This window comes from Microcoleus harperi Pol14_C6 (assembly GCF_036701295.1).
Taxonomy (GTDB): Bacteria; Cyanobacteriota; Cyanobacteriia; order Cyanobacteriales; family Microcoleaceae; genus Microcoleus.
This window is the reverse complement of record NZ_JAUBQN010000029.1, coordinates 19,550-35,556: the sequence shown is the minus strand read 5'-3', so window position 1 is coordinate 35,556 and position 16,007 is coordinate 19,550. Positions and strand designations below refer to the sequence as shown.

Sequence of the window (16,007 nt, the reverse complement as noted above, 5' to 3'; positions counted from 1 at the left end):
TTTTAGATTTTAGATTTTAGATTTTATATTGACAAAGATCGATCGTCCGAGTTGACAGCAGGTAGCGAAAACCAGAAAGTCGAACCACCGCCGGGAGTGCTTTCGACGCCAATTTCGCCGCCGTGAGCTTTGATAATTTGCTTGGAGAGGTACAATCCCAAACCCAACCCTGTTAATTGTCGGCTATTAGGGTCTTGAACGTAAAGTTCAAACAGAGATTCCCGCTGTTTGGCGCTGATTCCCACTCCATTATCTGTTACAGTACAGCGAACCATTTTTACGGTCACTGCGGGCAATTTGCTGCCGATATTGCCAATTTGACCCTGATAGCGGGCCATTTTGCAACTGCCGTCGAGGTTAAATTTGGCCAGGATTTCCTGATTTTTCTGGGTGGTCTCGCCTATCCTAGGACGATCGCCCGCAGGAGATATCCCGTTAGCGATACAGCGGGCAAGCGGATTATTGGGCGATCTTAAAGCCTGGAAATTTTCTTCATAACTTAGCGCTGTTTCAACGGCAATTACCTCGGCTTTAAAAGTTATATTGACTCCCGGAGGATTGTGTTTAATAGCATTAGTCAACAGATTTTCTAGAACCCGCTGCAAGTGTTGGCGATCGGCCTTGACTTGTGGCAAATCCACTGGTATTTCCTGAGTTAAAGTTGCTTGATTTTTTGCTAGTATCGGTTCTAAATCGGCCACAATGGCTGAAGCTAAAGACGGCAAATCCAGCGGTACAGTATTGAGAACAATACCTTTAACCTCGCTAGCGTGAGCGTCTAGCAGGGAATTAACCATAGTCAACTGGTGTTCGCTGGCTTGAACGATCCGCTGCAAGATCGATCGAGAAACCGGAACATCTTGTAGAGAATCAGATGCCGATTTGTTGAGCAAATTTTTCAGCAGTATTAACATTCCCATAACAGGAGTGCGGAGATTGTGAGAAACTGCGTGCAAAAATAAGTCTTTCAGGCGGTTGCTTTCTTGCAACTCGTGCATTTTTTGCTGTAGTTGGCGGGTGCGTTCCTCCACTTGAGATTCCAAGTTGGCATTGAGAGCTTTTACCTGCTGCAAAAGTTGGGCTTGCTGGAGAGCGATCGCCACTTGGGTAGCGAGTTTTTCCAACAAATCTATTTCAAATTCCTGCCACTGGCGGGGCCCGGAGCACTGGTTGACGGCCAAGATCCCGAACAATTCATCCCCCAGGACGATCGGCACATTTAACGTCGCGCGAATTTGATAGTCGCTGTACAATTGGGCAATTGGAAGGCTGAGTTGAACGCTAGCAGTATCGGAGATAGTTCGGACGCGGTTGTTAGCATAAAAAGTTTTCTGGTTTTCGAGGTGATTCTCGTCAGCGAGTACCCACCCCAAAAGAGAACGGTATTGGGCACTCACAGACTCGGCCACAACCTTACCGTATACCGGGTTAGGAAGATTTATCCCGTCCGCGTCCACAATACCGATGAAAGCGCGGTCTGCCTTGAAAAATTGCCGGACTTCGGCAACAGTAGTATTGAGAATTTCTTCGAGGTCGAGGGAGTTGCGAATTCGCAGGGCGATTTCTGAGAGCAAGCGATCGCGATCGGAGGACGCCCGCAAAGCAGTTTCCGCGCGGTGGCGTTCGGTAACGTCTTGGACTGTGGCGGCGATGGCCCCTGACTGAATGGCCGACTGTTCGCAGACAGTGCGTTCGGAACCGTCTGCGAGTACAATTCGGTAGTTAATGCAATAGGGTGTGCGCTCAAACATAGCTTGGCGCTGCGATCGCGCCACCAATTCTCGGTCTTCTGGATGTACGGCCTGCAAAAAAACTTCTGGTGTCGGTTTGACAGTTCCCGGAGCAAAACCCAAGAGGCGGTAAAGTTCGTTTGACCACCGCAATTCGATATGGGATCTACGATCTTCTGCGGATTCTTGGCAGTTGTCAGTTGCTGTGAAGGCGGCGCAATTTAAATCCCAATTTCCCAACTGAGCGATGCGCTGAGCGTTGGCTAAACTAGCTTCGCGATCGCGCAGCATGGCGGCCGTGCGGCGCACCTCCACCAGCGCTTGCTGGCGTTCTGCTACGGCGGCGGCCAACATCAGAGCCACAAGGGCGATCGTACCGGTAAAAGCTTGTAAAAATAAAACCGCCTGTTTGAGATTATCGCTTTTAGCCAAAAACGGGCCGCCTCCCTGCACCGCTCCCCAAATCGCGATGTAAGACACGATCGAATAAGCAAAAATCGCTCCCGCCGGTTGAAACCGCAGGGCTGCCCAAACTATCAGAGGAAAAGGCAGATACTCCAGCGGATACTGAGCGATCGCTGCTTGTATTTTAGAGCAAAAAAACAGCCAGCTCACGCTCAGCAAGAGAGTCAGCCAGAGCGCTATTTCTGAATAATTAATAATTAAAAATAGAAGATTATAGCGGTTTTCACTTGCAGAAAATCGGCTTGAATAATTTGTAAATTCTGATTCGTAATTCCAGTTAAAAAATGATTTTAAACTTGAAATATTTCCCGGTTTAATCTTACCTTTTACACCATTTTCAACAACAGGCAAGATGCCTGTTCCACAATCAAATTCATCTCTTGTGGAACAGGCATCTTGCCTGTTCCTAAACAAGTAATTGAGAATAATGAAACATCTCAGTTTTAGTGGAGATTTAAAACTATTAACGGCGTGGTTCAAAGTCAGCAGAACGGGCGTCACAATCAAAATTCCCATGCCGTCTCCGAGCCACGTAGTCCACCAGTTGCGAGAGAAATTGCTCCACTGATCCCAACCAAAAATGCACGTTCCCAAGTTGCCCAGGATAGAACCGACCAAAGTAGACCCGATGACAGCGCCCGCCACTAAAGCCAGAACATCTCGCAATCGATCTAGTTTGGTAGAAAATCCGCTCCAAGTCAGCAAAGCCTCTCCAGCCAGCGCTTGCAGGGTAACGCTAAAGGCCGATGTGACAATGACAGCCGACGGTATACCGCCGGTAGAGTTTAACAGCACTGAACCGAGGACTATTCCCGGCCACATCCGTCGCCCTTGCAGTAGCAGTGCCGCTAGAGCAATACCGGCGGGCGGCCACACGGGGGAGGGTTCGGCTTTCACCAGTCCCAGCATCGACGCTGCGAGTTTTCCGGTAACAAAGTAGGCCAGCGCCAGGATGCCGGTGTACAGAAGCGTTCGAGTGCGGGGGTTGAGCAGTTTCATGTTTAGGTGCGATCGAATCCTCCATTCCTAGTTTTTAATTTAGGCGGCTTTGGGGCGATCGGGCTTCCTCCTGACGACTCACCTGACTGGGGGAGTGGGAAGTGGGGAGAGTGGACGACTGGGAGAGTGGGAGAGTAGGAGCATTTTTCCTTCTTCCTTCTTCCTTCTTCCTTCTTCCTTCTATTAAAATCCAAAACTCCGCTTGCCATCCGGCTTAACAGTAAGCCAATTGGTCTTTGCCATTGCCAGTTGTTCCTCAGAAACTGTAGCGTTCGTAAGATTCGCCCCGCACAAATTTGCTCCCCGCAAATTCGCCTTAGTCAAATAAGCCCCCGTCAAGTCAGCACCTCGGAAATCCGCCCCTTCAAAATTGGCAGTGCTGCAATAAGCCTCAGTCAAATTAGCATCTCGCAAATTCGCCTGAATTAACCTCGCGTGACCCAAATTTGCCCCCGACAAATCCGCTGCTTGCAAATTTGCTTTCACCAATCTAGCCTGATAAAAATTCCCCCCCGCTAACTGCGCTTTTTGCAGTTGCAAACCCGACAGTTCGCAGTCAGCAAAATCACGCTTGCCTTTAAAATATGCCGCTCGCACGCTGTTGGTGTCCCACTTAGGAGCAACTTTCGATAGCTTTGACCCTGCTAAATTGTCGCTAAAAGGTCCAACCGTTCCGAAAGTTCTGCCGGACTCAGCTAGAGTTCGGGAAACTCTGGGCTGCATCCCCGTGTTCCCGGATTGGCTGAAGGAAGTTCTACCAGCGCGGGTGTGGTTCGATCGTAAATCTTGATTAATTTTGCTCTCAGGCCGTGACCACGAAGAACCCTCGTCATTAAATATTGTAGGTTCTTCAACTGTACGAGAAGAGGCGTTGAATTGAGTTGCCAAGCCATCCATCAGACTTGGGTCTTCAAATTGGCCCGAGAGAGCTCTGAGGACATCTGCTGCCGATTGGAAGCGATGCCCAACCATCGGCTTCAGCATTTTTTCGAGAATCCGCGCAAAATTTGGACTCACCTGAACGTGGGGCTGCCAAACAATTTCGCCGGTTACTCCATCAAAATCTAAATCCTTGGGCGATTTTCCTGTCAGCAAGTACAAGCAAGTCATACCCACTGCGTAGATGTCGCTGGCAAATATCGGCCGCAGCGCCATTTGTTCCGGGGGGGCAAAACTAAATGTGCCGACTGAAAATTTCGTGTTGGCGCTTTGGTCGGCGGGGTCTAATAATATTGTTTGGCTAACTTGGTCTTTTACCGCTCCGAAGTCAATCAGAACTAAGTGACCGTCTTGAATTCGGCGAATAATATTTGCGGGTTTGATGTCTCGGTGAATTACTCCTTGGCTGTGGATATATTGCACTACTGGCAGAATTTCTAATAGAAAATTTTTAACATCAGATTCGTTGAAACGGCCTGAGTGCTTGACTTCTTGTTTCAAAGTCGAGCCTTTAACATACTCTTGAACTAAGTAAAATTGCTGTTCCGTTTCAAAATAGTCTAGCAGCCTCGGTACTTGCGGGTGGTCGCCCAGTTGGCCGAGGGTTTTTGCCTCTCGCTTAAATAATTCCCGCGCCATTTCTAAAACTCGCGGCGACGAACTACTGGGTCGCAGTTGTTTGACTACACAACTCGGTTGACCGGGCAATGAGATGTCTTTTGCCAGAAATGTAGCTCCAAAACCTCCTTGTCCTAACGGTTCAATGACTCGGTAGCGAGCGCGCAGCAATAACCGTGCACCGCAAGTCTGACACTGAAGAATAGAGTCAGCAGGGTTTTGAGGATGGGGACAGCCCGGATTTACGCAGTAGCTCATATTGATTGAGTTTGCCTATGTTGTTCTGATCTTGTCAGCGTCGCTCGACTGCACAAATAGCCTGTTCCTGCTTCTGGTAGACATACTAATCTATCAGTTTTCGGCAAGCCGTGCCTTCGATTGCGAATTGGAATTGCACCTAAGTCTTTTATGCAGATATCTTTTCCCTATTTTGATTATCTCGCTGGTTTGAGTTTTTTCGGTTGATTATCCTTGAAGATAGTTTAAAGACTTGCTAAAGTTGTGCTTTTTTGTGTAAAGTCTTTCTAAACTTAAGTGCTTTTTGCGTTGTTAGATGTATCTAGCATACCTCATTCTCTGAATGAGAATGCTACTCATCCCCCAGTAGACATCTACCTTTGGGCCGATCCCTCGTTTTTGCTGATGTGTACCCTAACAGTCTTGACAAATTTAAATTAGTATGCTATGAAAAGCTTTCCCGAATAAATTCTGGGACTCAAAAGTCGTAGCCCGTCGGCGCCGACTAATGACTAATAACTACAGAGCACTGACAACTAACTACTGATCTAAATTATGCGTATTTCTCTAAAGTGGCTGCAGGAATTGGTGGATGTGGCAATATCGCCGGAAGAATTAGCCGAAACTCTGACAATGGCAGGCTTTGAAGTTGAAGAAATCGAAGACCGCCGCCCGTGGGCAAGCGGCGTAGTTTTGGGCAAAATCATTGCCTGCGAACAGCATCCGAATGCAGACAAATTGAGAGTTTGTCAAGTGGATGTGGGTTCCTCAGAAGCTTTGAATATTGTTTGCGGCGCACCGAACGCTAGGGCAGACATTTACGTGCCTGTCGCTGTTGTCGGCACTTATTTATCGACTATTGATTTAAAGATTAAACCTGCTAAATTGCGAGGCGTTCCTTCCGAAGGAATGATTTGCTCCCTGGCGGAATTGGGACTATCTAAAGAGTCAGCCGGGATTCACATTTTCGAGTTAGAAAATCCCGAATTGGGCAGCGATATTCGCCCGCTTTTGGGTTTAGACGATGTGATTTTAGACTTGACAGCAACTGCCAACCGTGCTGACGCTTTGAGCATGGTGGGCGTGGCGCGGGAAGTGGCGGCGCTGACTGGGGCGAGTTTGAGAATTCCCGCAGCGAATGGTGTGGCGATTGAGGGGAAAGAAAGTCTTGGTTTGGCAGTAGAAATATCGGAACCGCAAGGATGCCCAATTTACATCGGCACGGCAATTGAAGGTGTGAAAATTGCTGCTTCTCCAGCTTGGTTGCAGCAGCGGTTGCAGGCGGCGGGAGTGCGGCCGATTAATAATGTGGTTGACGTAACTAATTACATTTTATTGGAATGGGGCCAGCCGCTGCACGCTTTCGATCGCGATCGCCTGCAATCTTTCACTGGTACTCAAGATATCAGCATCGGCGTCCGCTTTGCCAAAACAGGGGAATCCTTCAAAACTTTGGACGGACAAAACCGCAATTTGCAAGCTCAAAATCTGTTAATTACTGCTAGCGACAAACCTGTTGCCTTAGCTGGAGTAATGGGTGGCGAAGACACGGAAGTTCACGAAGGAACGCAAAATTTAGTCTTAGAAGCGGCGATTTTTGACCAGGCAACGATTCGCCGTTCTGCGCGCGCTCAAGGCTTGCGTAGCGAGGCATCGATCCGCTACGAACGGGGGGTGAATCAGGCCGCCTTGGCGACGGCTTGCAACCGCGCTGTCGCCCTAATTTTGGAGTTGGCTGGAGGCACTGCGACGGTGCAGAAAACGGCGAGTTCCGGCGAGGATTTGAGTTTTAGCCGATCGCTCGAATTGCGTTTAGACCGAGTAAATCTGGTTTTGGGGCAGTTGAAAAGAGGAGAAACTGGCGGTTCTAAATATCTGGAACCGGAAGAGGTGACAAATATTCTCACAGCCTTGGGATGCGAAGTTATTTCGACGGAAAAAGAACGGGTTTGGAATGTGACTGTGCCTCCTTACCGCTACCGAGATTTAGAAAGAGAAATTGACTTAATTGAAGAAGTGGCCAGACTCCACGGTTATGACAATTTCTGCGATACTTTGCCTAGCAAAACGGAACCTGGTTATCTGTCGCCGGAATACGCCGCAATTCGGAATGTGCGATCGGCTTTTCGGGCGGCAGGTTTGACGGAGTTGATGCACTATTCTTTGGTGAAAACTGAGGGAGACAATCAGGTGGTGCTGGCGAATCCGCTGTTTGTGGAGTATTCGGCTTTGCGGACAGAAATGCTGTCGGGTTTGATTGATGCTTTCCAGTACAATTTGGAACAGGGAAATGGCGCACTAAACGGTTTTGAAGTCGGCCGCATTTTTTGGAAAGATGGGGATGCAATGAAGGAAGCCGATGCAGTTGCGGGGATTATTGGCGGCGATCCGACTGTGTGGAAATGGCAGCAGGGAGGGCGCGATCGACCTTTGAGTTGGTTTGAGGCAAAAGGTATCTTGGAAAGCGCGTTTCAGGGGTTGGGTTTGGCGGTGGAATATCAAAGCGATTCCTCTAATACGCGCTTGCATCCTGGCCGCACCGCTGCGTTATCGTTAAACGGGAAACATTTAGGAGTTTTCGGACAGTTGCACCCGCAATTGCAGCAAGAAAAGGATTTGCCTGAGCAGGTTTACGTGTTTCAATTAGATTTAGCGGTGCTGTTGGGTGAATTAGGGCGATCGAACAACTTAACTCGCAAATTCGCGGGTTATTCGAGTTTCCCCGCTTCTGACAGAGACATTGCATTTTTCGCACCAGTTGAAGTTCCGGTTGTTGAGATGCAGAGTGCGATGAAAAAGGCGGCGGGTAGTTTGCTGGATTCCGTGGAACTGTTCGACGAATATCGGGGCGACAACGTGCCGGCGGGACAGCGGAGTTTGGCTTTTCGGTTAGTTTACCGCGCGGGCGATCGAACATTAAGCGAAACCGATGTCGAACCAGCCCAACAAAAAGTCCGCGATGTTTTAGTAGAGAAATTCGGAGTCAGCCTCAGAAGCTAATCGTAGGGGCGGTGCTAAAAGTGCCCGCCCTCTCTCGACTTACACGCAAAGACTGAGAAACCGGGTTTCTTCCAAGATTGCCCGCCACAAACCAATATATTCATAGAAACCCGGTTTCTGCGGCCAGGCGAGTCCTAAATTCATTGAAAAAAGCATTAATTTAAAGGCCGCAACATCTCCCGCACAAAAAAAGAACAATCAGGAAACCGCAAAAGAGAAATACTATCACCATCCGCAAGAATCACCCGACTTTGATAACCATCCTGACTCGGTTCTCTAAAAACGTGGAGTTGCCGATTATTCACATCCAAAACCCAATAATCAGTAATTCCCGACTCAGCATAAATTTTCGCTTTAATCCCGCAATCCGTTCTCAGCGTAGTATCCGCAACTTCAATAATCAGATAAATTTCTGAAGGAATTGGATGGTGGTCTTCATAGTAAAGTGGATCTGGTATAACTACAGAAATATCCGGTTCAGGTTGCGAGTAATTATTCATCCGAACCGGGTCTTGAAGCCGCACCAAAATCTGTTCTGCTAAACGGTTATCCAGTAATACCTTCGTGCGCGCAATCGCCGCACCGTGAGCTGTTCCCTTTGCTGCCCTCTTTACTATCTGTCCTGCTAGTAATTCCACCCGTTCATCTTCGTCAAAAATACCAATTTCCGTCATTCGGTCATATTCATAAACAGTCAGCAGCCGAATATCTAATAAAGTCATAGTAACCTTCTTCTCTATAACAAACCTCTCTCTTCCCCTCTATTCCTCAGCGACCTCTGCGCCCTCTGCGGTTAATCAATTTTATCCTAAAAAAAGTCGTCAAATCCTGCTACTATTATTGTACAATTATTTTAAAACAAATTTATCCAAGGTTCAAAACCGTGACCAAGTATGTGATGTGGGGAAGTTACTGCGGAGACGTTCTAGAAAAACGCGCTCCCTTTCGAGACGCGCACTTAGCCGGACTTGCCAAACAAAAAGAATCGGGAGTGTTAATTACGATCGGGCCAACGAAAGATTTAACAAAAGTTTTTGCAATTTACGAAGCTGAAGATGAGGCGCAGGTGCGACAATTGGTGGAATCCGATCCTTATTGGGTAAATGGGGTTTGGACTGAGTACGACGTGAAAGAGTGGATTCAAGCTTTTTGAAGGGGTTAACAGGGTGAACATCTTAAGATTGGATGACAGCGATTTAGTTCCAGTTGACTATGGCGATTTGCTGGCCAAGATTTTAGAGGTTTTGCAATCTAAAAACCCGTTTAATATATCAGATGACCGCCGCCGTCTGATCGTCGATATTGATGCCATTGCTGCTGATGTTGCAAAATTAGAAGTGCGGACACCCTTGGGTTCCTTTGAACGTCAAGCAGATGCTGCTACTGTTAATTTTCCGCCGGAAGTTGAGGAGCTTTTTGGCGATCGAGTCAGGCAGATTAAAGAGTGTTTGCGGCAGCACTTAGCATCTAAATTGCTCCCACAAAATACTTCAATTGAAAAGTTTGTCGCTAGCTTAATCACTCCTTTAGATTCATCCTCTTTTCAGGGAGACGGCAAAAAGTTAGGTCTCAAATACGATTTTGGTACTCGCCACACTTCTTTAGAAAAAGAAAAGCTAACTTTGGAACGCAGGGTTTCTGGGAGTCCTGGGATTTTAAAACTGCATAAATTGACTATTACTGTGCGAAATACCGATATTTTTCAACAACAGCTAAAGGAGGGCTTAGAAAACTACATTAGGGAAAATGCCGAGAATAGCGACGATAGGCAAGAACTTAACCATCGTCTTGATGAGATGGTTAATAATGAATACTCTGATTTTCATAAATTGATCCGACTGGTAGACAAAGAAACCCTAGGAAAAATCAACAAAGAAGCTAAGATTACTTATTTGGAGTATCTGCTGGAACACATCAGCGCTAGCAGCACAGATACTGTAGGAATCATCTATTTAAAAGATTTGATTCGTCGTCTCAGATTGATAGAAAATTACATCAACGACAATAATAAATCAGATGGCGATTACGCTGCCAATTATGCTGGTGTTCGAGTTAATTACAGAGAGATTTTTGGGCGAGCGGAATTTTTAGATGCACTGCCAATTATTCCCCTTGTAGAAGGTTACTTGGGAGAAAGCACGGACAATCATCGGAACGAACGTAAATTTATCTTTGGTCTCAAACTAAAATTGGACAACCCAGTTCAAGCCCGCGGTGGAAAGGACGTATTTGAATATCATCTGAATCTGCTAAATCCAGATAGTGAAGAACACAAAGCAGAACTTACCGAAGATGCTAATACCGAAACCTTCGTCCGCAAAGTGTTAAAAATAGCATTTTTGTATCACTGTGTATTTGGCTCTCCACACAGTCCAGACTCGAAAAATTACAACCCAGAATTGGAACTTGAATTTAATCCTATTCCGGCTTTTGATCAACTAATGAGAGATGTATTAAGTCGGGATAATGAGGAAATAAAAAAAAGACTTTTCCGAAATTTTGTCACCCGGTTTAAGGAGGTTAATGTTAAACATAAAATTAACCATCTTAAAAGAATGCTGAAAGGGTTTCTGGAACGCCAGACAATTTTGCCAAGCCGCGCAGAAACGCGACACGTAAACCTTAAAATAGGTCTGGTAGAAGACATTGACAATATTTTGGATAATGGTAATTTTTTTAATGAAGTTCTGCATCTAAATTACAAGCAGACACTCCATTATATTGTCGTCGAACAGCCTAGTGTTGATGAAACAGCAATCTGTCAGCTACCGATAAATATTACTATCGAAGATGTCCGCTATTTTCCTACTGATGAACGCCAAAATTTCAGCATGGAATACAATATCAAAGGTGTCGATATTTTACCGATGCTTTCCGCACCTAAAGCCGATCGTTCTAGAAAAATCTACAGCCAGCATTTTTTAACAAAATTAGTTTTGTTTCCTTATGACGACAGACGACTAGACACCGGGGATAAAGGTTTACCACCTGCGGCGGCTTTTGTGTATAAATTTACGATGTTGCTGCTGTCTTATATCTGCCTGAGAGTTTTACTCGAAAATACTACAAAAAACTTATTTATTCCGATGGTGAGGCTGCATGAAGGTGACGAAAAACACCCTTCGCCGTCTGAAAAATTTATGGCTAACCTTTCCAAAACATTATCTCACATTTTGAGTGAAAAACAACGCTCAACTTCTCAGGGATTTCGTATTAAAGAAGATCCAAATAGTTACAAAGTTCATAACGGTTTGAGTTCAATGTATTCAATTCTGCCGAAAAAGTTTAAATTTAGTAATGTGAAGTTATCTCCAGAATTGGATAATTTAGCAATTATTGTTGTTTCCAGTCGCGACAGTGATGCTAAAAAAAGTAATAAAAACCGCTTCCAAAGAACAGCTAGTTTAATCGGAGAAGCTATCGGCATTAATCGCCTCGAAGATGATGCAATTCAAGTCAAGGTGCTGAAAACTTTTTCTGAGAATTACAGTGTCAGCCGCCTTTATACGGAGCCGTTAATCCTTGAAGATGCAATGAGTCAGCTTTATCAGCAAGGATATCGAAATTTCGCATATATTTCGCAAGCACCTTACATGAGTACGCTGCATATTACCAAGACTGAGGAAGACGAGGAATTGTCTTTTATGTCAAAAAAATTGCTCCGAACTTTGAAGGGAGAGCGACGAGATATCAAAATTTATCCGATGTTTTTTGATAAATACTATGTCCGCAGTTTCCTAGGCGATAAGGGAAAACCTTTTTACATTCAGGATGCTATGGAGCTTTCGAGCTTGTTTGCAGATACCAGTCAACAAGCTGTGATGTTTTTTAACTTGTTTAACGGACTTAAGGTAAAGGAGGAGAAAAACTTTTATAACGGTGTGATCTCCTACTCGACCCTGTTGCATATATACGACGGAATTCTGGACGATCAAGACCTTCACCAAGGGTTGATTTACGACGGTGCAATTAAAGACACTTTGCTACATTATTTAACAATCTTTCACTTTTATCGTTATGAAGCTCGCAAAAAAGACCTGAGTTTTAAACTTGACCCCTACGAGCAGATTATCGGTGATGAATCCGTTGGTGCTTTATCTGTGTTTAGTCATCCGGGCGGGAATGCTGAGTTTAACTCGCTGGCATTTTTGAATAAGGTAAGAGAAGTATTAAATGTCGGTGAGGTACAAAATAATGATTGGTGAAGATTTGGGACGGCTATTTGAGGTAGGCTTCAATATCGGGATTCTCGCATATATTCAGCGGGAAAATTTAGCTCACAATTTTGGTGATTCCTATCGTCTGGATTTGCAGAGGCTCCAATTGCCAAAGATGACGGCGGAAATCGTCAGGGAAGCCAATCTGCTGGCTAGTTTAGATGCTGAAATAGTTGAAAAATGGAGTTTGTTCTTTGTCCAAAAAGGCTTTTTGGGTGGGTTGAATTTTTTTCGGGAGTACGTCAACTCTACTGGCTGGAATTTGCAGCGGTTGAAAATTGTGTATTGTCAGTGCAGTTTTAGTGATGCTAACAGTATCAGAACCTATAACAAGGGTGATAAAGAAGTGTTTAAAGAGCTATTGTCTCAGTTAAAAACTGCCCAACTTAGTTTATCAGATGATGAGATTAACTCGTACATCCGCCGCTACTCGAAAAAGGGGGAGTTTTTGCAGGCTGATACGCTGATGCTGTTACAGTATGGAAATGATTTTAGAATTCTCTGCGTTGATTTGTCTGTGTTTTCTCCGACGCTAGCTCCAAAACCGGAGGATATCAATGAAATAGAGGTTATACGAAAATATTTGATGAGAGAAATTAGCTATTTGCGATCGAAAAGTGTGTTTTCTAATCTGCGGATGGATACCAGCACTTTAGGTGTTGATTTCTCGGAGGATTTAAAACGCTATTTTACAGCTTTTAAGTATAAGGATAAGGAAAGCGCTAAGTTGATTCAGGCGGGTAGCTACGCTCACAGCTTCTATGGATTTTTGCAACAAACAGGTATAATTTCGAGTGAGGCTGAGGTTTTGTTTAATGTGGTGGGTTATGGCGATCGCAATATTAGCGCTATTTCCCTACGCAAGGACAAAATCAAGTTGTTAGCAACTTGTGCCCAAATTTACCAGAATGAAGCGAAAGGTAAAGAGATTAGCGAGGCTCGCACCGAAGTTTTAAATGTTATTCAACTCAACGCAGCTCGCAGTTTTAAAGAAGGCAGAAAGTTTGTTGATTCTCTGTTAGGAATTGGAAAAAATGTCACTGAACCTGTACCTCATACAGAACGGATAGACGATTTTGTTAATTCAATAGATATTATATCAGATAAACTGGCAGATGACTTGCAAATTTCTCGCGGATTAGACCTGCGAAATGCTCACGCTGAATTGATTGTCAAAGCACTGCAATCTGATGAAACTTATATCTTTTTGACGGGGAATCCAGGGATTGGGAAAACAACTGCGATCGCCAATTTCCTCCACACCCATATCGACGACGGTTTCTTATTCCTGTACGCCAGTCCCCGCAAGCAAGTAAACTTGGATATTATCGAAAAATTCCAAGATAAAAATACGGGTTTGCTGTGCAACGATCGATTATTTTGTATCAACACTAACGCCGATATCATCAAAAGCAATTCAGGACACTGTACCGTTAAGTACGCATCGAATAAATATCGCGAAGATTTGACAAAAAAAACTGTTCGCTTCCTCAAGGATGATTCAGAAATTCGGAGGACGGAATATCATCAATCAGAACTTGAAAAAAAGGGAGAAACAGTAATCAAACCCGTTAATCCCAAAGGAAATGGAGAGCTCAAGAGCATTTGCGAAGGTATATACGCGCTGATCAATGGTCAGGTATCTAGTAATATCGTAGCTACCGTTTCTATTCAATCGGTGAAGATGAAAGAAAACCGACAAAATACCCTAGAGCATTTAGAAAAAATATTTCAAGATACTTACAATAAACGGGACAAACGGGTCATTCCCGCTAAGATGCAAGAAATATCCAGTCGCATCAAACATATTTTCATTATGATAGATGAAATTACGGGAGATGATGGTGGCGTTGAGTTTTTAGCCGGAATTGCCAAGATTGTCAAAAAACATGAGTTGCACAAGCGAGAACACGGCTTTAATACTAAAATTATTGTCGCAGATGCTTCGATTGTGGACTGCGATGTGATTAAACAACATCTTGATAACACGTCACCGGAACCGGACAAAATCTATTTTAAAAAGTTAGCGAAAGATTCGGAAGAAATTCAACCTTTACAAGTTATTCCTTTTAAATTTAACAATCTAGCTGCAAAGGTGATTAATGCGAATTCCTACCCAGCGCGCAGTTTAGAGATAACTTATAAGGTATTTGTCGAAACTGTTAAATACAGTGAAAATGCGCCTTTAAAACAGAATAGTAATTTAGTAAAGCGGGTACAATCTGAAATAATTGAGGATATCAATCAGCGATTAGCCATCCCCGGTGTCGAACAAATTATAGTATATATTCAAAATAAGCAAAGATTGGCCGAATTAATTAAAAAGATTAAAGATAGTCGCGAAAAGTTTGAGCCTTTTACGGATTATCTGGAAATTCACGCGAATATCTCGGAAGACGAGAAAGAAAAAATACAGGAATACAAAAATACAGCTAAAGTAATCTTTATGACTGCATCGGGAAGTCGTGGACTTTCTTTCCCGAAAACTAAGCATATTTTAGTGGATATTCCCCGCTTCCAAATTGAGAAAAATTTGATGGAAGTCATACAGGTGATTTATCGGGGATGCGGAGAATATGACAACGGTAAAACCCTGGATGGTGAAGACAAAGAATTAGTTTTTTACCTATCTGATACCGCAGTTTATTACGCTGATGATGCGGAACTTTCTTTACAAGAAAGCAAGTTGAGTTTGTTGAATTTACTGCTAATTCTGAAGACTGCGGTGATGACGCGAATTTCAGGATACGGTTATTTAGGTAGGGAAAAGTTTTTGATGATTCCGATTGGCGGAAAGTCGGTTTCCGCAGTGGGGGATACGTTTGGTAGCAAAATGGCTTCTCTAATTAAGACGTTAAAGAGCGAAAGCCAGCGAGGAAATATGTTGTTTAAGGAGGTTTATATGAGCCTGGAACAGCTTTTGGGTCGTGGGGAGTTTGTTTTGACAAATGATGACAAGTCCCGTCAAAGGGGCGATTCTTACCTGGAAATGCGGGACGATTTTAATCGTAAATTTTTGGAAAAGTGCAACCCTCTTGATGGTTTGTTGAGCTATGATAATTTAGAACTCGGTCATGTTTGCGGTAGTTTGTTGATCGTACCTCTAGCCGATCGCACTTTGGTAGAAACATACCAGATGTCGCTGCATCGGGAAATCAAGGAATGTCTAGAAAAGAAGTTGCTGAAAAAAATGCGTCTAATTAGGGATAGCGATTTGTCCCCGGAGAATGTAATATCGGCTATAAGAGGAGGTGCGATCGAGTTATTGCAATTTCTCAACAGCGATGTGGAGAAAACTCAGTATTTTGAAGAGCAAAGTCAGCAGTTCGATCGCTATTATGCCATACCGCTGTTTGCTTTTGTCAGCGGGGAGGAAATGCAGGAGTATTTTGCTGACAGTAAGCTGGATGAACCGGAAGACAGGAGGTTTCGGGATATTTTGTCGGCTTATGTGCGATCGCTCTACCCTGTAGATAGTGTAATGCCGATCGGGCACAAGTATCACGAATTCCCGTTTATCGTGTTTAGAAGCTACAGTTTAGAACAAAGCCGAGAAAAGATTTTTACAGATAAATATCTTTTAAGTTCCAACGAATTGAACGTGCTAAATTTAATTTTGTCGAAGCAGGTAAACTAGACCCCTTGCATTCCCAAGCTTTCAATTCCTTCAATAATCTGCGTTAATCTGTGTTTATCTCCCTTGCATCTGCGGTTTATGTATCAATCAAAGACTTATGCAATGCAAGCCTACTGAAACTTGTAGGCTGCGTCAGCTAGCTGTCTCCCCGCAGAGCAAATAAAA

Annotated in this window: 7 protein-coding genes; 4 read left to right on the top strand and 3 right to left on the bottom strand. The window is 44.3% G+C overall.

Annotated features, from left to right (window positions below; all coding sequences use genetic code 11):
* Positions 1 to 23: 23 nt before the first annotated feature.
* Both QUA27_RS19015 and QUA27_RS19010 read right to left on the bottom strand, forming a co-directional pair.
* Entirely contained in the window at positions 24 to 3,194 is a 3,171-nt protein-coding gene (locus tag QUA27_RS19015; protein WP_333069721.1) for a sensor histidine kinase, read from the bottom strand.
* A 183-nt stretch (positions 3,195 to 3,377) separates the two neighbouring features.
* On the bottom strand, positions 3,378 to 5,009 hold the full coding sequence (locus QUA27_RS19010; protein WP_333069719.1) for a serine/threonine-protein kinase: 1,632 nt from the start codon (positions 5,007 to 5,009) through the stop codon (positions 3,378 to 3,380).
* A 534-nt stretch (positions 5,010 to 5,543) separates the two neighbouring features.
* Here QUA27_RS19010 and pheT point away from each other — a divergent pair.
* Entirely contained in the window at positions 5,544 to 7,988 is a 2,445-nt protein-coding gene (pheT, locus tag QUA27_RS19005) for a phenylalanine--tRNA ligase subunit beta (protein WP_333069717.1), read from the top strand.
* Positions 7,989 to 8,143: 155 nt separating this feature from the next.
* Here pheT and QUA27_RS19000 read toward each other — a convergent pair whose 3' ends face one another.
* Positions 8,144 to 8,710, bottom strand: coding sequence for a Uma2 family endonuclease (locus tag QUA27_RS19000; RefSeq protein ID WP_333069715.1), 567 nt, complete (start codon positions 8,708 to 8,710; stop codon positions 8,144 to 8,146).
* Positions 8,711 to 8,871: 161 nt separating this feature from the next.
* Here QUA27_RS19000 and QUA27_RS18995 point away from each other — a divergent pair, with 161 nt between their 5' ends.
* The 3 genes from QUA27_RS18995 to QUA27_RS18985 are packed head-to-tail and all read left to right on the top strand — an operon-like array spanning position 8,872 to position 15,842.
* Entirely contained in the window at positions 8,872 to 9,141 is a 270-nt protein-coding gene (locus QUA27_RS18995) for a YciI family protein (protein ID WP_333069713.1), read from the top strand.
* A gap of 13 nt (positions 9,142 to 9,154) precedes the next feature.
* Positions 9,155 to 12,193, top strand: a complete 3,039-nt coding sequence (locus QUA27_RS18990; RefSeq protein ID WP_333069712.1) for a hypothetical protein — start codon at positions 9,155 to 9,157, stop codon at positions 12,191 to 12,193.
* On the top strand, positions 12,183 to 15,842 hold the full coding sequence (locus QUA27_RS18985; RefSeq protein ID WP_333069711.1) for a helicase-related protein: 3,660 nt from the start codon (positions 12,183 to 12,185) through the stop codon (positions 15,840 to 15,842). The genes QUA27_RS18990 and QUA27_RS18985 overlap by 11 nt, the downstream gene beginning before the upstream one ends.
* Positions 15,843 to 16,007 lie beyond the last annotated feature (165 nt).

Coding starts and splice junctions, on each gene's coding strand:
- pheT (WP_333069717.1), top strand. CDS start 5,544: ATGCGTATTTCTCTAAAGTGGCTGCAGGAATTGGTGGATGTGGCAATA.
- QUA27_RS19010 (WP_333069719.1), bottom strand. CDS start 5,009: ATGAGCTACTGCGTAAATCCGGGCTGTCCCCATCCTCAAAACCCTGCT.
- QUA27_RS19000 (WP_333069715.1), bottom strand. CDS start 8,710: ATGACTTTATTAGATATTCGGCTGCTGACTGTTTATGAATATGACCGA.
- QUA27_RS18985 (WP_333069711.1), top strand. CDS start 12,183: ATGATTGGTGAAGATTTGGGACGGCTATTTGAGGTAGGCTTCAATATC.
- QUA27_RS19015 (WP_333069721.1), bottom strand. CDS start 3,194: ATGAAACTGCTCAACCCCCGCACTCGAACGCTTCTGTACACCGGCATC.